Origin of the sequence: Streptomyces sp. 11x1, from assembly GCF_032598905.1 — a bacterium.
Taxonomy (GTDB): Bacteria; Actinomycetota; Actinomycetes; order Streptomycetales; family Streptomycetaceae; genus Streptomyces.
In genome coordinates this window covers 2,041,134-2,058,343 of sequence record NZ_CP122458.1, presented here as the reverse complement: position 1 = coordinate 2,058,343, position 17,210 = coordinate 2,041,134, and the positions used below count along the sequence as shown (strand labels likewise).

Here is a 17,210-nt window from a genome sequence, read left to right as displayed (position 1 = left end):
TTTGCGGCCGCGGTCCGGTGCCGTCAGGCGGTCAGCAACTCCACGCGGCGCATCACCTCTCGGCAGAACGCGCCCACCCCGTTCGGGTCGTCGGTGAACTGCGAGGGCTTGACGCAGAAGGTGGTGAAACCTTGGGCCGTCTGCTCGGGGATGGCCTCGAGGGCCTGCGCCAGGTCGGCGCAGGAGCTGTCGTCGGGGAACACGGCGCGGGTGCCGCCGATCATCTCCAGGTCGGCGATGTCGCGGCCCGCGGCGGCCATCGCGGTCCGCAGCTTCCGCATGTGCTCGGGCGTCACCTTGCCCAGCGGGTTGAAGGCGTGGCCGTACCGGACGATCCTGCGGACCATCGCGTCGTGCATGCCCGCGCCGCCGAAGCACAGCCGGGGGCCGTCCGGACGGTGTGCCTTGGGCTCGAAGTAGACATCCTGGAAGGCGTAGTGGTCGCTCTCGTGGGACACGGGGGAGGGGCCCCACAACTTCGCCCAGATCTCCAGGTGTTCGTCGAGGAGCCTGCCACGCCGGGAGAACGGGACACCGAGTGCCGCGTACTCGTCCCGGCTCCAGCTGACGTTGGGCAGCACGATCAGACGGCCCTCGGAGAGAAGGTCGAGGGTGCCGAGCTCACGGGCCAGGAGCAGGGGATGCCGCAGGGGAGCGATGACCGCCGACGCGGCCAGACGCAGGCGCTCGGTGACAGCGGCGATCGCGCTGAGCAGCATGAGCGAGTTGGGCCATGGGGTGTGGGGGTCCTGGTTGCCGGGCAGGGCGTAGTCGCGGGGGTTGCCCATCACGCCGGCTGCTCCGGCGTCGGGGCCGAGCACGATGTGTTCGCTGATCATGACGGAGTCGAATCCGGCGTCCTCGGCCTCGCGGGCCCAGCGGATCACGGTCGGCAGATCCGCGCGGCCTGCGGTCATGGTCCAGTTCTCGCTCAGGACGAGCTGCATGCGGGGAGTGGTCATCGTGGCGATCCTCGGGACGAGTGTGTGAGGGCAGACGTGAGGGGCGGCCGCTCGGTCGGGTTCGGGCGTCCCGGCGGCCGCCCCATCTGGACGGCTGGGTCAGGCGGTCAGGCGAGGGTGACCTCAACCGGCAGTTTCTTGATGCCGTTGACGAAGTTGGAGCGAACGCGCGGGACTTCGCCCGTCAGACGGATGTCCGCGATCCTCGGGATGAGCTCCTCGAACATGATGCGGATCTCGGTGCGGGCGAGCAGGTTGCCCAGGCACAGGTGCGGGCTGCCCTTGCCGAAGGTCACATGGTCGTTGTCGGCGCGGGTGACGTCGAAGTCGTACGGGTTGCCGAAGACCTCCTCGTCGCGGTTGCCGGAGGCGTACCACATGACGACCTTGTCGCCCTCCTTGACGTGCTTGCCGCCCAGTTCCACGTCACGGGTCGCCGTGCGGCGGAAGTGGTAGACGGGCGACGCCCAGCGCAGGAACTCCTCCACCGCCGTCGGGATGAGGGAAGGGTCCTCCTGAAGCCGGGCCAGCTGCTCGGGGTGCTGGAGCAGGGCGAGCATGGAGTGGGTGATGGTGTGGCGGGTGGTCTCGTTGCCGGCCACGACGAGGAGCAGGAAGTAGTTGTCGAAGTCCTGCGGAGAGAGCGGCACACCGTCCCTCGGGGTGGTGTTCACCAGCTTCGACACCAGGTCGGTGCCGTCGCCGCCGCGCCGCTGCCGGGCCAGCTCACGGCCGTACTCGAAGACCTCCAGCGAGGCGGGCGAGCGGAACGGGAGGTGCCGGTACTGCTCGCTCTCCGCGCTGTCGAGCAGGACGTCGGCGTAGTCGGGGTCGGTGTTGCCGATGATGCGGTTGCCCCAGTCGATGAGCTGCTGGTTGTCCTCCGGCGGCACGTCGAGGAGGCGGGCGAGGACGTTGATGGGGAAGTCGGCGGAGACCTCCTTGACGAAGTCGAAGCTCCCCTTGGCGAGCGCCGCGTCCAGCGTGGTGGCGGTCAGGCCGCGCAGGAAGTCGGTGTAGCTGTTGATGACGTTCGCGCCGAACTGGCGCTGGAGCAGGCTGCGCAACGCGCGGTGGCGGACGCCGTCCAGTTCCAGGATGGAGGCACGCGTCTTGATCTGGTCCTCGTCGACCTCTTCGAGGTTGACGAACTTCATCGAGGTGAAGGTCTCTGCGTCGCGGTCGACGCGGGCGATGTCGGCGTGTCGTGTCACCGCCCAGAAGCCGGAGTTGGGGGCCCCCTCGGGCTGCCAGTGCACCGGGTCCTGGTGGCGCAGGGTGTGGAACATACGCCACGGGGTGATCCCGTCGGTGAAGTTGTCCAGGTCGGCGAGGTTGACGTCCGCCAGCGGCATCGGCTCGTGCACGGCGGCGGTCGGGGTCTCGGTCGTCATCGGATGGCTCCCAGTCGTCACAGGTGGTAGGCGTACTCGGTGAACTCCCAGTCGGTGACGTGCCGTTGGAAGCGTTCGATCTCGTTGCGCTTGTAGGAGAGGAAGGAGTCGGTGAAGTCCTTGCCGAGGACGTCGGTCAGTTCCGTGTCCGCTTCCAGGGCGTCCAGTGCGGCCGGCAGGCTCATGGGCAGCACGGCCGCCCTGGCGGTGTCGTAGCCGTACCCCTCCAAGGGGCCGGGGGGCTCCTCGCCGGCCAGGACCCCGAGCAGCGCGGCGGCGACCGTGCCCGCGATCAGCAGGTACGGGTTGGCGCTGGCGTCACCGAGGCGCAGTTCGAGTCGGGCGCCGGAGCCGCGCTCGGGCGGGATGCGGACCATGGCGCTGCGGTTGTCCAGGCCCCAGTCGATCAGCCAGGGCGCGAGGGTGTCCGGGCCGAAACGCTTGTAGGAGTTCACGGTCGGGTTGGCCAGTGCGGCCAGGGCCGGGGCGTGGGCGAGGATGCCGGCGACGGCGTGGCGGGCGGTGGCGGACAGCCCGTACGGACCGGCGGGATCGTCGAAGGCGTTGCCGGCGCCTGCCTCGTCGGAGCTGTCGCAGGACAGATGGAGGTGGAAACCGGAGCCGCCGGCGTCGTTGAACGGCTTGGCCATGAAGGTGGCGAGTTTCCCCTCCTTCCGGGCCAGCTCCTTGATGGCGGACTTGAAGCGGAAGGCGCGGTCCGCGGCGGACAGGGCGTCGGAGTGGGTGAGGTTGATCTCGAACTGGCCCCCGTCGAACTCGTGGTTTCCGCTGGTCACGCCGATGTTCATGTCCCGCAGCAGACGCAGCGTGCGGAGCAGGTGATTGTCGCCGTCGGCGCGCAGGCCGGCGGTGTAGACGACGCCGGCGGCGCCCGAGTATCGCTTCCAGCCGCTCGGGGAGGCCGGGTCCTCGTCGCCGAGGAAGTACTCGAGCTCGGGGCCGACCACAGGACGCAGGCCGTGTTCGGCACACCGGGCGAGGACGGTGCGCAGGAGATCGCGGGGTGACTCCGGTGCGGGCAGGCCGGTGGCCGGGTCGGTGACCTCGGCGAGGCAGGAGGCGACGCCGGGTTCCCAGGGGAGGGGGACCAGGGTGTCCAGGTCCGGTCGCACGGTGATGTCGGGCAGGCCGGCGTCGAGACCGCCGGAGACGGGGACCACGTCGCCCTGGGGGCTGGTGTGGTAGACGGCCCGGCAGAAGGCCAGGCCGTGGTCACACGCCGACGGCAGGTGGTCCAGCAGGATGTCGCGTGCGCGGTCGGTGCCGATGAGATCGGGATAGGTCACGCGCACCACGTCGATGCCCTCGGCGGCGAGCCGCTGCATGTGCTGACGGAGGCTGGGGGTTGGGGCTGCGCTCACCGATGTCTCCTCGGGCGCTTGGGGGTGTGGGTGGCGAGGGAAGTCAGAGGGCCGGTGCTGGTGGAGGCACAGGGGTGACTTGTTTGGTGCCAAACGGTATGGGTGCTACGGACGCCCCGCAAGAGGGGATGGAAAAAAATTATCCGCATGGATAGGTATTGACCAGGGCTGGGTCGCTTCCTATGTTGTTTGAAGCCAAATGAGTAAGGGTTCGGCCAGTCGGCCGGGCCCTTGGCCGGGGCCCGGCCCACAGCGGTCGGGCCCCTCTTTCCTCCCCTCGCTCCCCGCCCCGACGCCCTCACTTTCAGGAGGACCGGCCATGAAGGTCGTCGTCGACATGACCAAGTGCCAGGACCACGGCCAGTGCGTCTTCGCCGCCCCCGATGTCTTCTCCATGGACGACAGCGGCCACCTGGCCCACGTCTCCGACCCCGACGACGCGCTGCGCGACGAGGTCGAGGAAGCCGCCGACGTGTGTCCGCTCCAGGCCATCCGTATCGAGGGCTGACCATGACGCCGAGGAGTGCACGCATCGTCGTGGCCGGCGCCTCCATGGCCGGCCTGCGCGCGGCCGAGCAACTGCGGGCCGCCGGCTGGACCGGAGCCATCACGCTCGTCGGTGACGAGCCGCACATGCCCTACAACCGCCCGCCCCTGTCCAAGGAGGTTCTCGCCGGCAAGGCCGCCTTCGAGTCGCTCTCCTTCCGCCCGCGGGCGAGCGTGGCCGACGCGGAGTGGCGGCTGGGCACCAGAGTCGTCGCCGCGCGGCTCGCGGAGAACATCGTCGAGTTCGACGACGGCGAGGCACTGTCCTACGACGGTCTGGTCGTCGCCACCGGAATGCGGCCCCGGCGCCTGCGCTGCCCCGGCCCGCTCGCCGGCCGGCACACGGTCCGCACCATCGACGACGCGCAGGGCCTGCGGCAGGCACTGACCAGGCCCGGAGCCCGGGTGGTCGTCGTCGGAGGCGGCTTCATCGGCTGCGAGGTCGCCGCCTCCGCCGTCGCTCTGGGCGCCCGCGAGGTGACCGTCGTCGACCCGCTGCCGCTGCCGATGGTCGGCCCTCTGGGCGAGCTCCTCGCCAGGGCCCTGCTGAAGCGTCACGAAGAACGCGGTGTGCGCTTCGCCCTCGGCACGGGCGTGACCGGCTTCACCGGCGACGACCACGTCACCGGCGTCGCCCTCGCCGACGGCACCGTCCTGCCCGCCGACGTGGTGGTCGAGTCGGTCGGCTCGGTCGCCAACACCGAGTGGCTGGACGGCAACGGCCTCGACCTGAGCGACGGCGTGCCCACCGACGAGCATCTGCGCGTCGGCGGACGGCCCGACGTGGTGGCCGTCGGTGACGTCGCCCGCTTCCCCAACGCCCGCTACGACGGCGTGCCGCGCCGTGTGGAGCACTGGTGCATCCCCACGGACACCGCCAAGCACGCCGCGAAGACCCTCGTCGCCCACCTGACCGGCGCCGGCCACGAGCTGTCCCCGTTCGCGCCGCTGCCCACCTTCTGGAGCGACCAGCACGACTTCCGCCTGCAGTCCTTCGGTGCACCGGTACTCGGCAAGGAGGACGTGCGCGTACTCGAAGGCGACCTCGACGGTGACGTCGTCGTCGGCTACCACGCCGGCGGCCGGCTGGCCGGTGTCGTCGCCCTCGGCGGCCAGGCCGCGGCGGCCGCCGCTTCCCGCTACCGCGCCGAACTGCTCAAGCAGCCCGCCCTCATCGCCTAAGGACTTTGCTGATCATGACCACCGTCCGTGGATTCTTCTTCCCCAAGACGGCGAGCGGAGCCTCGTCGCTGGTCCCCTCACCGCCCTGGCGGTACTCCGGTGACCTGCTCACCGTCGAGTACCGCACCGACCCGGCACGTGTGCGCGAACTGCTTCCCGAGCCGCTGGAGCTCGCTGACGAGGACCCGGGCGCGGTGGCGCTGATCTGGGCCGACTGGCAGTCCTGCTCGGCGTCCGGCGTGGAGCTGCTCGACCCGGTGCTCTCCCAGTACAAGGAGGCCTTCGCGGTCGTCCGCTGCAAGTACCGGGGACAGACCTACTCGCGCTGCGTCTACATCTGGGTCGACAAGGACTTCGCCATCGCGCGCGGGCTGCACCAGGGCTACCCGAAGAAGCTCGGCTCGATCCACCAGACGCGCCCGCACCCGTACGGCCCCGCCCCGCGCATCGAGGCGGGAGCCCGTTTCGGCGCCACGCTCGCCGCCGCCGACCGGCGCCTCGCCCACACCGTGGTCACCCTGCGCGAGCCGTCGGAGACGAACGGCTTCGTCAACGCCCATCCGATGGCCCACCACCGCTGGCTGCCCTCCATCGAGAAGGGCAAGGGCCTCGCCCTGGACGAGCTGATCGAGTCGGGCGCCGCGTCCTTCGAGGCGGGACAGGCCTGGCGCGGCGACGCCGAGCTGGAGCTGTTCGAGGCGCCCACCGAAGAACTGGCCCGCCTGGAGATCCGCGAGCCGATCGCCGCCTACTACCGCCAGGTCGGCGTCGTCTGGGACGGCGGCCGACTGCTGGAATCCGGCACCTCCGGCGCCGAGTAGACCCCACCACCTCGTGAGACCGGAGGAACAGAGCATGAGCGAACACACCATCACCGTGGCCGGGGTCTCCGTCGACACCCGGCACTGGATCGGCGGCGAGCGCGTCGCCTCTACACAGACGTTCGAGGACATCTCGCCCATCGACGGCGACACGATCGGCCACATCTCCCGGGGCACGGCCATGGAGGCGGCCGCCGCCGTGGCCGCCGCGAAGGCCGCGTTCCCCGCCTGGGCCGCCACCTCCCGCGCGCAGCGCGCCCGCATCCTGCACGCGATCGCCGACGGGGTCGAGAAGCGGATCGAAGAGCTCGCCATCGTCGAGACCACCGACAACGGAGCCCTGCTGCGCTCCCACCGCCGCGGAGTGATGCCGCGCGTGGCGCACAACTTCCGCTTCTTCGCGGACTGGCTGCTCCAGCTGGAGCACGAGGACTACGAGACACGCGGCCACACCAACCACGTCACCTGGGACCCGGCGGGCCCCTGCGTCCTGATCACCCCGTGGAACGCCCCGCTCATGCTGGCCACCTGGAAGGTCGCACCCGCCCTCGCCGCCGGCGACACGGTCGTCCTCAAGCCCGCCGAGTGGTCCCCGCTGACCGCCTCCCTGCTGGCCGACATCGCCGCCGAGGCCGGACTCCCGGCAGGTGTCCTCAACATCGTCCAGGGCTACGGCTCCGAGATCGGCGACGCGCTGACCTCGCATCCGGACGTGCGCCGCATCAGCTTCACCGGCTCGGTGCCCACGGCCAGGCGCATCGCGCAGTCGGCGGCCGCGAACCTCACGCCCCTGAGCCTCGAACTGGGCGGCAAGTCGCCGCTGCTGGTGTTCGCCGACGCGGACCTGGACCTTGCCGTCGACCTGGCGGTGGAGCAGTACGACAACGCCGGACAGGTGTGCCTGGCGGCCACCCGGCTGCTGGTCGAGGAGTCGGTCGCGGGGGAGTTCACGCGCCGGTTCGCCGAGAGGGCGAGCGCGCTGAAGCAGGGTGATCCGCGCGACGAGACCACCGACATCGGGCCCAACATCCACCCCCGCCAGCTGGAGAAGATCGACGGCTTCGTGCGGCGGGCCGTGGCCGCCGGTGCCCGCGCCGTCATCGGGGGGCACCGGGGGGACGGCCAGTACTACGCGCCCACCCTGCTCACCGATGTCGACCAGGATGCGGAGATCGTGCAGGAGGAGGTCTTCGGCCCCGTCCTGACGCTGCAGACCTTCGCCGACGAGGACGAGGCCGTCCGGCTCGCCAACGGCACCCGCTTCGGGCTGGCCGCCACCGTCGCCACCGGCGACCCGGAGCGCGCCGAACGCGTCACCGGGCAGCTCGTCGCGGGCACGGTCTGGGTCAACTGCTTCTTCGTCCGCGACCTGCAGGCACCCTTCGGCGGCTCCCGGCTCTCCGGCGTCGGCCGCGAGGGCGGCACCTGGAGCTTCGACTTCTACTGCGACCTGAAGAACACGGTCACCGCACCGAACGGATGGACAAACCATGGGTGAGATCGTCGGGGCGGGCCTCCTCGCCCACGTCCCCACCATCGTGCTGCCCGAAGAGGACCGGCTGGAGCTCAACGAGGGCAAGGAGATCACCCTCGTCACGGGCCTGAACCAGCTCCGGAAGGATGTCTTCGAGCGGGACGACTACGACACCGTCGTGGTTCTCGACTCGCACTGGGCGACGACAGTCGAGTTCGTGGTGACCGCGCAGCAGCGGCGGGCGGGGTTGTTCACCTCGGAGGAACTGCCCCGGGGCATGTGCCGTATGCCGTACGACTTCCCCGGTGATCCCGAACTGGCCCACAACATCGAGAAGTTCGCGGACAAGCACGGCACCTGGATCACCGCGATCGAGGACGAGTACCTGCCGATCTACTACGCCACCATCAACCTCTGGAAGTTCCTCGGCGAGGGACTGCCGGACAAGCGGTGGGTGACCATCGGCGTGTGCCAGACCGGCGACATGGAGGACCACCTGCGCCTCGGCCGCGCCCTGGCCGACGGTATCGCCGCCACCCCGGGGCGACGCGTGCTGCTGATCGCCTCCGGAGCCCTGTCGCACACGTTCTGGCCGCTCAGGGAGTTGCGCGACCACGAGGCCAGCGACCCGGTGCACATCTTCACGCCCGAGGCGCGCGAGGCCGACCACGAGCGCATCGCCTGGTTCAAGGAGGGCCGCCACGACCGGGTCCTGGACACCATGGACGAGTTCTGGAAGTACAAGCCGGAGGCGAAGTTCTTCCACTACCTGATGATGGCCGGCGCCCTCGGCGAGCGCGCCTGCGTCGCCAAGGCCCGCCAGTACGGCGAGTACGAGAACTCGATCGGCACCGGCCAGGTCCACCTCTGGTTCGACCGCCCCGAGGGTGGCTGGACCGCATCCCACACCCCCGCACAGGAGTCCGCTCATGCCTGAGTACCGCCGCATCCTGCTCGACGGCGCCGCCGTCCAGGTCACCGTCGACGGTGACGAGCTGGTCGCCGGGGACGGCCGCCGCGTCAAGACCGACGAGGCGCACCACCTGCCGCCGGTCGTCCCCTCCAAGGTGATCGCCGTCCACCTCAACCACCGTAGCCGCGTCGAGGAGTTCGGGATCGAGCTGCCGGCCACGCCCACCTACTTCCACAAGCCGACCTCGGCCCTCAACGCCCACAAGGGCGCGATCGTCCGGCCCGAGGGCTGCAAGTGGCTCAACTACGAGGGCGAGGTCGCCATCGTCATCGGGAAGACCGCGCGCAACATCTCCCCGGCCGCAGCGGGCGAGTACATCGCCGGCTACACGATCGCCAACGACTACGGCCTGCACGACTTCCGTGACACCGACGCCGGCTCGATGCTCCGGGTCAAGGGCTCCGACACCCTGTGCCCGCTCGGTCCGGGGCTGGTCACCGACTGGGACTTCCACGGCAAGAGCCTGCGGACGTATGTCAACGGCGAGGTCGTCCAGGACGGTTCGACCGACGAGATGCAATGGGACATGCACTACCTCGTCGCCGACATCGCCCGCACCATCACCCTGTACCCGGGCGACGTCCTCCTGTCGGGCACACCGGCCAACTCCCGGCCCGTACGGCCCGGTGACGTCGTAGAGGTCGAGGTGGAGGGCCTCGGGCGGCTCACCAACCACGTCGTCACCGGCCCCACTCCCGTCCGCGCCGACGTCGGCGCGCAGCCCACCGAGTCCGAGGAGGTGCTGTCCACCGCGCTCGGCGGCGACTGGGAGTTCCGCGGCATCCGCCCGCCGAAGCGCTGACGCTCCTGCGAGGGTCTGCCGGTCCCGGCGTACGGGTAGGGTCGCGCTCATGAGCGATTCCGCCGAGAAGCCGGCCGTCAGGCCCCGCAAGCGCGTGGACTACGGGACCGGCCGTGAGGCCCTGCTCAACGCGGCCGTGCGGGTGGTGGCCCGGGGCGGGCTGCGCAAGCTCACCTATCGCGCCGTCGCGGAGGAGGCGGGTGTCACGCACGGGCTCGTGGTGCACCACTTCGGCTCGCGGGACGCGCTGATCGAGGCAGCCCTGGAACACGCGGTGCGTACCAGCGCGAGTACGAGCTCCCTGGAGCCCGGCACGGGCGACATCGCCGACTTCGCGGCGGGACTTGCGGACATGGTCACCCGCGAGCCGGCCCTGCAGACGTTCCAGTACGAGCTCATGCTCGAATCCCGGCGCAGGCCCGAGCTGCTGCCGCAGATCCGCGCGCTGTACGACGAGTACTTCCAGGCCACGGAGAGGGAACTGTCCCGCAGCCTGCCCGACGGCACCAGCCCTGCCCTGACCCGGCTCGTCTTCGCCGCCCTGGAGGGCCTCGTGCTGCACCAGCTGGTCTTCGACGAGCCGGACGTCACCGAGGCCGCGCTGAAGGAGCTGCGGTCACTGCTGACCCGGAAGCCTGGAGAGGCAGAGTAGCCGCCCATGTCGTTGTCCCTGCCACAACAGCAGGTCAGACCGAGTGCCCCGAACGGCACCGCCTTCACCGAAGCCGGACAGCCGCTGCCATTCAGTGAGCAGATCCGGCGTCCAGCGATCGCCGAGGTCGAGCCTCCTCAAGGGCAGGGCCCCACGCCTTGCGGCACTCCTGCACGTCTCTGCCGATCGCTGCGGGGGAGTCCGTTAAGGTCGTGTCGGAGCGGCTGGGGCACACCGACGCCGCGATGACCTTGAACGTCTACAGCCATCTCTTCCCTGAGTCGGACGAGCGGACAAGGGCGGCGGTGGACCGGGCTCTCCGTACGGTGACGGGCGAAGGTGCCCCCGCTGTGCCCTCTCCATCGGAGGGTTGAGGGAAGGTGCAGGTCAGAGTGTTTGCCTTGGGGGCACAGTGCGATTGAGAGTGGAGTTCACGACCGAGCCCTTCGACCTCGACGAGGCCCCGGCGCACGCGCTCGTGGCGCGGGAGGTCGTCGAGGCGGCCGACCTGGACGCGGTCGACGTCGGCCCGTTCGGCAACACGGCGGAGGGGCGGGCCGACGCCGTGCTGGCGGCCGTGGACGCCCTGTTGCGCCGGACGCTGGAGTCCGGCGCCACTCGGATCTCGCTCCAGGTCAATGTTGTCGGGGAGGGCGGCGAGTGACCGGCGCCGACGACGAGCGTTTCGTCGCGGCGGTCAAGCCGCTGGTCGACGCCATGGGCGGTCTCATGCTCCCGCCGGACGAGGCCGGCCCCGACGACGTCGTCCTGGCCTGGGCGGGTGCGGACGTCGTCGCCGTACGGCTGCCGCAGCTCGCCGAGTCGCTGGATCACATCCTTGCCACGATGGAGCGCCAGAAGGGCAGGCCGCTCGCCGACCTCGACCGCAAGGCCAAGCAGGAGGTCGTACGGACGCTGGAGGCGCGCGGCGCCTTCTCGGTGCGCCACGGCGTGGAGACCGTCGCGAGCGCCCTCGGGGTCAGTCGCTTCACCGTCTACAACTACCTCAACCGTGACAAAGAGGCCTGAGTCCCGCGAGCGAGTGCCGTAACCGCGATTTTTCAACAAACTGTTGACGCAATGTCGTCGCGGGGCGTTAGCTTGCCGTAGCCAGTCCAGCACCACGGCACGGAGGCTCCCGTGACTTCGCGTACTTCGCGTTCCTCGACACCGGGCCTCGCCCGTTTCAACGCCCTGGAGGAGCACGTGGCCGTCGCCGCGCTCCACGAGGCGTGCGCCTCGGACGCATGGGGGCGCAGACTCCTCGCCGGCCGCCCCTACGCCGCCGTCGAGGACCTCCTCGCCGCCAGTGACGCGGCCATGGCCGAACTGGGCGAGGAAGACCTGACGCAGGCCATGGCCGGGCACCCCCCGATCGGCCGCCCGAAGCCGGGCGACCCGACCTCGGCCCGGGAGCAGCGCGGCATGGCCGGCGCCTCCGACGAGCTCAGGGCGGAGATGCTCGAACTGAACCTGGCCTACCAGGAGAAGTTCGGCCATGTCTTCCTGATCTGCGCCACCGGCCGGACCGGCGAGCAGATGCGCGACGCGGTCCGGGACCGGATCGGCAACGCGCCGGAGCGGGAACGCGAGATCGTCCGCACCGAACTGGGCAAGATCAACCGCATCCGCCTGGCCCGGCTCGTCGACGTCGAAGAGGAAGCCCGATCATGAGCACCAGCACGACCGCCTCGGTGTCCACGCACATCCTGGACACCTCCGTCGGCCGCCCCGCCGCGGGCGTCGCCGTCCACGTCGCCGCCCGCTCCGGACGGGAAGCGGACTGGCGGGTGCTCGGCGGCTCGGCGACCGACGCCGACGGCCGCTGCAAGGACCTCCCGGCCCTGCCGGAGGGCACCACACAGGTGCGACTCGACTTCGAGGTCGAGCCGTACCTCGCCCGGAACGCCGCACAGACCGTGCACAAGCAAGCCGATGCGCAGCAGGACGCCCCCGCGATTCGGGACAGCGGTGCCGTGTTCTTCCCCGAGGTCGTCATCACCTTCACGGTGACGCCCGGCGAGCACTACCACGTACCGCTGCTGCTCAACCCGTTCGGCTACTCCGTTTATCGAGGGAGCTAGCTATGCCCATCCTTGGACCCAACCAGTACGGCAAGGCCGAGAACCGCGTCGTACGCATCACGCGGGACGGCGCCACCCACCACATCAAGGACCTCAACGTCTCGGTCTCGCTGAGCGGCGACATGGACGAGGTCCACCTCTCGGGGTCGAACGCGAACGTCCTGCCGACGGACACCACCAAGAACACCGTGTACGCCTTCGCCAAGGAGCACGGCATCGAGTCCGCCGAACAGTTCGGCATCCATCTCGCCCGGCACTTCGTGACCTCCCAGCCGGCCATCCACCGGGCCCGTATCCGTATCGAGCAGTACGCCTGGGAGCGCATCGAGCACGGCGGCGAGGGCGCGCACTCCTTCGTCCGGCAGGGCCAGGAGACCCGGCTGACCCAGATCACCCACGACGGCTCGTCGTGGGAGGTCGTCTCCGGTCTCAAGGACCTCACGGTCATGAACTCGACCGACTCCGAGTTCTGGGGTTACGTCAAGGACAAGTACACGACCCTGCCCGAGGCGCACGACCGCATCCTCGCCACCGAGGTCTCCGGCCGCTGGCGCTTCAACTGGACCGACGACGAGCAGCCGATGCCCGACTGGGAGACCTCCTACGAGCAGGTGAAGCAGCACCTGCTCCGGGCCTTCGCCGAGACGTACTCGCTCTCGCTCCAGCAGACCCTCTACCAGATGGGCGTACGGATCATCGACCACCGCGCGGAGATCGACGAGGTCCGCTTCTCCCTCCCGAACAAGCACCACTTCCTGGTGGACCTGGCCCCCTTCGGGCTGAAGAACGACAACGAGGTGTACTTCGCCGCCGACCGCCCCTACGGCCTGATCGAGGCCACCGTCCTGCGGGACGGGTGCGAGGCGAGGATCCCGGCGGACCTGACAAACCTCTGAAGGGCGCACCATGACATCAGTTCAGCGCATCGTGATCGAGAACTGTTCGATCGCGACCGTGGACGCCGACGACACCGAGTACGCCACCGGCCATCTCGTCATCGCCGGCGACCGCATCGAGTCGCTCGGCAGGGGGCGGGCCCCCGAGGACCTGGCGGACGTCGTACGCCGTATCGACGCGACAGGCCACCTCGTGACCCCCGGCCTGGTCAACACGCACCACCACTACTACCAGTGGATCACCCGGGGCCTGGCCACCGACCACAACCTCTTCGACTGGCTCGTCGCGCTCTACCCGACCTGGGCCCGCATCGACGAGCAGATGGTCCACGCGGCGGCCCAGGGCTCCCTGGCGATGATGGCCCGCGGCGGCGTCACCACCGCGATGGACCACCACTACGTCTACCCGAAGGACTCGGGCGACCTGTCGGGAGCGATCATCCGCGCCGCCCGCGAGACGGGCGTCCGCTTCACCCTGGCCCGCGGCTCCATGGACCGCGGAGAGAAGGACGGCGGCCTGCCCCCGGACTTCGCCGTCGAGAGCCTCGAAGGCGCCCTCGCGGCGACCGAGGCCACCGTCAAGGAGCACCACGACGCCTCCTTCGGCGCGATGACCCAGGTGGCCGTCGCGCCCTGCTCGCCGTTCTCGGTCTCCACCGAACTGATGCGTGAGGGAGCCGAGTTGGCCCGTCGCCTCGGGGTGCGGCTGCACACCCACGGTTCGGAGACGGTCGAGGAGGAGAAGTTCTGCCACGAGCTGTTCGGCATGGGCCCGACCGACTACTTCGAGTCCACGGGCTGGCTCGGCGAGGACGTGTGGATGGCCCACTGCGTCCATATGAACGACTCCGACATCGAGGCCTTCGCCCGTACGAAGACGGGTGTCGCCCACTGCCCGTCGTCCAACGCCCGGCTGGCGGCGGGGATCGCACGGGTCCCCGACATGCTGGCGGCCGGCGTCCCGGTCGGCCTCGGCGTCGACGGCACGGCCTCCAACGAGTCCGGAGAACTCCACACCGAGCTGCGCAACGCGCTCCTGATCAACCGCCTCGGCGCCCACCGCGAGGCCGCCCTCACCGCCCGCCAGGCCCTCCGGCTCGGCACGTTCGGCGGCGCCCAGGTCCTGGGCCGGGCGCGGGAGATCGGCTCCCTGGAGCCCGGCAAGCTCGCCGACCTGGTCCTCTGGAAGCTCGACACGCTCGCGCACGCCTCGATCGCCGACCCGGTGGCCGCCCTGGTCCTCGGCGCGGCGGCCCCGGTGACGGCGTCGTTCGTGAACGGCCGGCAGATCGTTGCGAACAACCGCCTGCTGCACGTCGACGAGGACGCGATCGCCCGCTCGACGCGGCAGGAGGCGCGGCGGCTGGCGCGGATCGCCGCCGGGGCCTGACCTGCTGAGCTCTGGTCGAGGGGGACGGCCCTCGGCCAGAGCCGTGGACCTCGGTGAGGTCCACGGCAGCCGTCTCCGGGGCGCTCACGCGCCTGCGCGCCCCGGAACGGTGTCCCGGGCGGGCCGTCCCGGGCGGGCCGCACGCGCCGGGTCCGTCAGGAGAGGGCCGCGAGCCGGTCCCGGACCCGGGTCGCGACCGTGTACGTGTCGCCGGTCGGCTCGGTCGCGAGGGTCCCCGGGTTCCGCGCCCAGCGGTCCTCCAGGGCGAACCAGTCGATCTTCGCCGGTGCCCGGCCCGCGGCCAGCGCGACCCTCAGCTCCTCGAAGTACGTCGACCAGCGCAACCGGTACAGCCCACCGACCAGTCCCGCCCACTCCCGGTTGGCGTAGTCCCGCAGCCCCGTGTCCGCTCCCTTCCGTGTTCCCCACACGGTCAGCAGCGACAGGCTGTCGTACGCCAACTGGTCCCGCTCGGCGGCGTCCGCGCCCCAGGAGCGGGCCTGTGCCACCCAACGACCCAGCAGATGGCGGGAGTCGGTGGCCACCAGCTCGTCCAGCAGATCGATGAGCGACAGCCAGTCCGCGCTCGACCTCGCGAAGAGGGCCGCGTCCTCGGCGTCGTAGGCCGCCTTGATCTGCGGCAGCATCACCCGGCTGCGGTTGGCGAGGGCCTGGCGGGCCACGTCGAGGAGGTCGCGGCGATACGCCGCCGAGACCCGCAAGCCGGTCCGCACCAGCAGCAGTTCGTCCAGGGCATGCTCGAACTCGGCCGCGCTGTAGCGGAGTTGCTTGGGGGACCAGCGTCCGGCCCGTACGACGTTCAGGGCCGGCCGGGCGCCGAACAGGCCGTCGGCACCCTCGCTCCAGGAGTCGGCGCGTGTGGTGCCGTACGCGGTGCGGCGCAGGATGTCCCAGGCGGCCCCGGCGTGCGGATCGAGGGCGCCGTACCGGGCGTGCGCCCACTCGGCGAACCAGGTCTTCAGGTCCAACTCGCCCTCCCGCCAGGCGAGTTCCGAGAACAGGGTGAAGGCGGCCGGGTTGTTGTCCGCCGCCTCCGGCATCAGGGCGATCCCCTGGAGCCGGCTGCCGTCCTTCGTGCGCCACTTCTCGTACAGCGCGGCCCAGTCGGGGGTGTTGGCGCCGAGCGCGGTGTGCCCGCCGAAGTTCCAGATGGAACCGAAGGCGTACGGGGTGTCGCCCCAGTCGGCCTCGCGGTCGGTGACCGTGGGGAAGCGGTCGGAGAGGCCGTCGACGACGAGCATGCGCTCCTTGTCGACGGCGTCGACGATCGCCCGCGGCGGGTTGTGCTGCCAGCCGAGGATCACCCAGGTGGCCCCCGGACGCGCCCGCTGGAGCGCGCGCTCGACGCCCTTCGCCGCGTCGGCCACGGGGACGTCGCCCGGGTCGCCGCCCTCGTGCAGCAGATCCATCTTGTACAGCGTCGACGGACCGAACATCTCGTCCTGCACCCGGTAGAAGGCCGCCGCGACCGTGGCGAACTCGGCCCCGCGCGGGTCCAGCCAGTCGGGGCGCGCGAAGCCCATCCACTCGCCCTGCGGCACGGTCCGTGCCCCTGGGACCCGCTCCGCGAAGCCCGCCGGGACCGTCCCGAAGTAACCGGGGAACACCGGTGTCATCCCCAGCTCCCGGGTCCGGTCGGCGATCCGGCGGCCGAGGACGGCCCGCGCATCCAGGAGCTGCCGGGAGACGGGGGAGGGGAAGGCGGAGAGGTTCTGCAGCAGCCACCACGGCTGGTGGGCCGGGCCCGGCACCCACGCCCGCAGCTCCTCCTCGCCGTACCCGAACTCCTGGAACACCCGGTGGTACAGCGCGTCCGCGCCCGCGTAGACGAGGACCTCGTTGTAGCCGTGCAGCGCCAGCACGTCCAGCTCGCGCTCCCAGTACCCCCAGTCCAGGTACGCGCCGGTGTAGCCGTCGTTGGTGTCGTTGAGGGCGAAGCGGTGGACGACGTTCGCCCGGCGGCTCACCGCCTGGTCGAGGCCCGGCAGCTCGCGCGGCAGGAGGTCCGTCTGCTCGCCCGCCCAGTTGATGTCGGCGTACGCGACGTGTTTCAAGTACCAGTTGAGGCCGGTGAGTTGCGTGGCCGGCGTGTCACCGGCGACGGTGATGCGGCCCGTGCTCCCCGACACGCGGAAGGTGTCCTTCTCCCTGCCCTCCAGGAAGGTGATCTGCCGCCAGTGGTCCGGCAGCAGCCTTCTGGCCGCCACCGAGGCCGTGCGCTGTGCCTTGTCGGTGCGGGGCGCGTCGTCCGAGGGAATCGCGCGGGCCGAGGTGCAGGCGGCGGTGGAACCGGCGGCGAACGCGGTGAGCAGGGCACGGCGGGCGAGCGGCATGGTGTCTCCGGGGTGCGGTGGGGGCGGTGGGGGGCGATGGGTGGGGGTACGCCGTGGGAGGAATACCCGCCGACACCCCACTTGTGCGCGGACACGCGGCCACACGGGGGAGAACCCGACGTGAACGGCCGCTTCCTACACCAATATGAGTAGATTTCCTGGTTCGGGAACCGCTCCTCGCGACCGACGCGTTGTCGGAAAACAGGGATTTATCTGAATGATCGCTTTGCGTCCGGTGAGGGCCGGTACCGGCGGGGAGAACCAGTAAGTCCGGTTGTGGCCGTTCGCGGAGCCGGGG

The 17,210-nt window shown here is 70.5% G+C and carries 17 protein-coding genes and 1 pseudogene; 14 read left to right on the top strand and 4 right to left on the bottom strand.

The window, feature by feature from the left end:
- Positions 1-23: 23 nt before the first annotated feature.
- The 3 genes from P8T65_RS09185 to P8T65_RS09175 all read right to left on the bottom strand — a co-directional run bounded on the left by P8T65_RS09185 (position 24) and on the right by P8T65_RS09175 (position 3,702).
- Positions 24-962, bottom strand: a complete 939-nt coding sequence (locus P8T65_RS09185; RefSeq protein WP_316724918.1) for a TIGR03619 family F420-dependent LLM class oxidoreductase — start codon at positions 960-962, stop codon at positions 24-26.
- A gap of 107 nt (positions 963-1,069) precedes the next feature.
- Positions 1,070-2,356: a cytochrome P450 gene (locus P8T65_RS09180; RefSeq protein ID WP_316724916.1), complete on the bottom strand. Its 1,287-nt coding sequence runs from the start codon at positions 2,354-2,356 to the stop codon at positions 1,070-1,072.
- A 17-nt stretch (positions 2,357-2,373) separates the two neighbouring features.
- Positions 2,374-3,702 carry a glutamine synthetase family protein gene (locus tag P8T65_RS09175; RefSeq protein WP_399103028.1) on the bottom strand — a complete coding sequence of 443 codons (1,329 nt, stop codon included), beginning with the start codon at positions 3,700-3,702 and terminating at the stop codon, positions 2,374-2,376.
- Positions 3,703-4,057: 355 nt separating this feature from the next.
- On the opposite strand from P8T65_RS09175, the gene P8T65_RS09170 reads away from it, so the two are divergent.
- The 14 genes and pseudogenes from P8T65_RS09170 to P8T65_RS09105 all read left to right on the top strand — a co-directional run bounded on the left by P8T65_RS09170 (position 4,058) and on the right by P8T65_RS09105 (position 14,558).
- Positions 4,058-4,246 carry a ferredoxin gene (locus P8T65_RS09170; RefSeq protein ID WP_316724911.1) on the top strand — a complete coding sequence of 63 codons (189 nt, stop codon included), beginning with the start codon at positions 4,058-4,060 and terminating at the stop codon, positions 4,244-4,246.
- Positions 4,247-4,248: 2 nt separating this feature from the next.
- A complete protein-coding gene (locus P8T65_RS09165) occupies positions 4,249-5,466 on the top strand; it encodes an FAD/NAD(P)-binding oxidoreductase (protein WP_316724910.1) in 1,218 nt (405 codons plus the stop codon).
- 14 nt (positions 5,467-5,480) lie between these two features.
- On the top strand, positions 5,481-6,287 hold the full coding sequence (locus P8T65_RS09160; RefSeq protein WP_316724908.1) for an acetoacetate decarboxylase family protein: 807 nt from the start codon (positions 5,481-5,483) through the stop codon (positions 6,285-6,287).
- A 34-nt stretch (positions 6,288-6,321) separates the two neighbouring features.
- A complete protein-coding gene (locus tag P8T65_RS09155; protein WP_316724906.1) occupies positions 6,322-7,785 on the top strand; it encodes an aldehyde dehydrogenase in 1,464 nt (487 codons plus the stop codon).
- On the top strand, positions 7,778-8,698 hold the full coding sequence (locus P8T65_RS09150; protein ID WP_316724904.1) for a 3,4-dihydroxyphenylacetate 2,3-dioxygenase: 921 nt from the start codon (positions 7,778-7,780) through the stop codon (positions 8,696-8,698). The genes P8T65_RS09155 and P8T65_RS09150 overlap by 8 nt, the downstream gene beginning before the upstream one ends.
- Positions 8,691-9,536 carry a fumarylacetoacetate hydrolase family protein gene (locus P8T65_RS09145; RefSeq protein ID WP_316724903.1) on the top strand — a complete coding sequence of 282 codons (846 nt, stop codon included), beginning with the start codon at positions 8,691-8,693 and terminating at the stop codon, positions 9,534-9,536. Before P8T65_RS09150 ends, P8T65_RS09145 begins: the two co-directional genes overlap by 8 nt.
- A gap of 49 nt (positions 9,537-9,585) precedes the next feature.
- Positions 9,586-10,188, top strand: a complete 603-nt coding sequence (locus tag P8T65_RS09140) for a TetR family transcriptional regulator (RefSeq protein WP_316724901.1) — start codon at positions 9,586-9,588, stop codon at positions 10,186-10,188.
- A gap of 149 nt (positions 10,189-10,337) precedes the next feature.
- A pseudogene (locus tag P8T65_RS09135) lies at positions 10,338-10,562 on the top strand (tyrosine-type recombinase/integrase); the annotation flags it as partial.
- 38 nt (positions 10,563-10,600) lie between these two features.
- Positions 10,601-10,852 carry a hypothetical protein gene (locus tag P8T65_RS09130; protein WP_184901060.1) on the top strand — a complete coding sequence of 84 codons (252 nt, stop codon included), beginning with the start codon at positions 10,601-10,603 and terminating at the stop codon, positions 10,850-10,852.
- Positions 10,849-11,217 (top strand): helix-turn-helix domain-containing protein, encoded by a 369-nt coding sequence (locus P8T65_RS09125; protein WP_316724897.1) that lies wholly within the window; start codon positions 10,849-10,851, stop codon positions 11,215-11,217. Before P8T65_RS09130 ends, P8T65_RS09125 begins: the two co-directional genes overlap by 4 nt.
- A gap of 111 nt (positions 11,218-11,328) precedes the next feature.
- Positions 11,329-11,862 (top strand): 2-oxo-4-hydroxy-4-carboxy-5-ureidoimidazoline decarboxylase, encoded by a 534-nt coding sequence (gene uraD, locus P8T65_RS09120; protein WP_316724895.1) that lies wholly within the window; start codon positions 11,329-11,331, stop codon positions 11,860-11,862.
- Entirely contained in the window at positions 11,859-12,272 is a 414-nt protein-coding gene (gene uraH / locus P8T65_RS09115; RefSeq protein WP_316724893.1) for a hydroxyisourate hydrolase, read from the top strand. The genes uraD and uraH overlap by 4 nt, the downstream gene beginning before the upstream one ends.
- A gap of 2 nt (positions 12,273-12,274) precedes the next feature.
- Positions 12,275-13,168 carry a factor-independent urate hydroxylase gene (pucL, locus tag P8T65_RS09110; protein ID WP_316724892.1) on the top strand — a complete coding sequence of 298 codons (894 nt, stop codon included), beginning with the start codon at positions 12,275-12,277 and terminating at the stop codon, positions 13,166-13,168.
- A gap of 10 nt (positions 13,169-13,178) precedes the next feature.
- A complete protein-coding gene (locus tag P8T65_RS09105) occupies positions 13,179-14,558 on the top strand; it encodes an 8-oxoguanine deaminase (RefSeq protein WP_316724890.1) in 1,380 nt (459 codons plus the stop codon).
- A gap of 155 nt (positions 14,559-14,713) precedes the next feature.
- Here the strand turns inward: P8T65_RS09105 and P8T65_RS09100 are convergent, their stop codons facing one another.
- Positions 14,714-16,912 (bottom strand): alpha-N-acetylglucosaminidase, encoded by a 2,199-nt coding sequence (locus P8T65_RS09100; RefSeq protein ID WP_316724888.1) that lies wholly within the window; start codon positions 16,910-16,912, stop codon positions 14,714-14,716.
- Positions 16,913-17,210: the final 298 nt, after the last annotated feature.

Bases quoted from the DNA above. Each gene is read 5' to 3' on its own strand.
- P8T65_RS09185 (WP_316724918.1), bottom strand. From the start codon at position 962: ATGACCACTCCCCGCATGCAGCTCGTCCTGAGCGAGAACTGGACCATG.
- P8T65_RS09180 (WP_316724916.1), bottom strand. From the start codon at position 2,356: ATGACGACCGAGACCCCGACCGCCGCCGTGCACGAGCCGATGCCGCTG.
- P8T65_RS09175 (WP_399103028.1), bottom strand. From the start codon at position 3,702: ATGCAGCGGCTCGCCGCCGAGGGCATCGACGTGGTGCGCGTGACCTAT.
- P8T65_RS09170 (WP_316724911.1), top strand. From the start codon at position 4,058: ATGAAGGTCGTCGTCGACATGACCAAGTGCCAGGACCACGGCCAGTGC.
- P8T65_RS09165 (WP_316724910.1), top strand. From the start codon at position 4,249: ATGACGCCGAGGAGTGCACGCATCGTCGTGGCCGGCGCCTCCATGGCC.
- P8T65_RS09160 (WP_316724908.1), top strand. From the start codon at position 5,481: ATGACCACCGTCCGTGGATTCTTCTTCCCCAAGACGGCGAGCGGAGCC.
- P8T65_RS09155 (WP_316724906.1), top strand. From the start codon at position 6,322: ATGAGCGAACACACCATCACCGTGGCCGGGGTCTCCGTCGACACCCGG.
- P8T65_RS09150 (WP_316724904.1), top strand. From the start codon at position 7,778: ATGGGTGAGATCGTCGGGGCGGGCCTCCTCGCCCACGTCCCCACCATC.
- P8T65_RS09145 (WP_316724903.1), top strand. From the start codon at position 8,691: ATGCCTGAGTACCGCCGCATCCTGCTCGACGGCGCCGCCGTCCAGGTC.
- P8T65_RS09140 (WP_316724901.1), top strand. From the start codon at position 9,586: ATGAGCGATTCCGCCGAGAAGCCGGCCGTCAGGCCCCGCAAGCGCGTG.
- uraH (WP_316724893.1), top strand. From the start codon at position 11,859: ATGAGCACCAGCACGACCGCCTCGGTGTCCACGCACATCCTGGACACC.
- pucL (WP_316724892.1), top strand. From the start codon at position 12,275: ATGCCCATCCTTGGACCCAACCAGTACGGCAAGGCCGAGAACCGCGTC.
- P8T65_RS09105 (WP_316724890.1), top strand. From the start codon at position 13,179: ATGACATCAGTTCAGCGCATCGTGATCGAGAACTGTTCGATCGCGACC.
- P8T65_RS09100 (WP_316724888.1), bottom strand. From the start codon at position 16,912: ATGCCGCTCGCCCGCCGTGCCCTGCTCACCGCGTTCGCCGCCGGTTCC.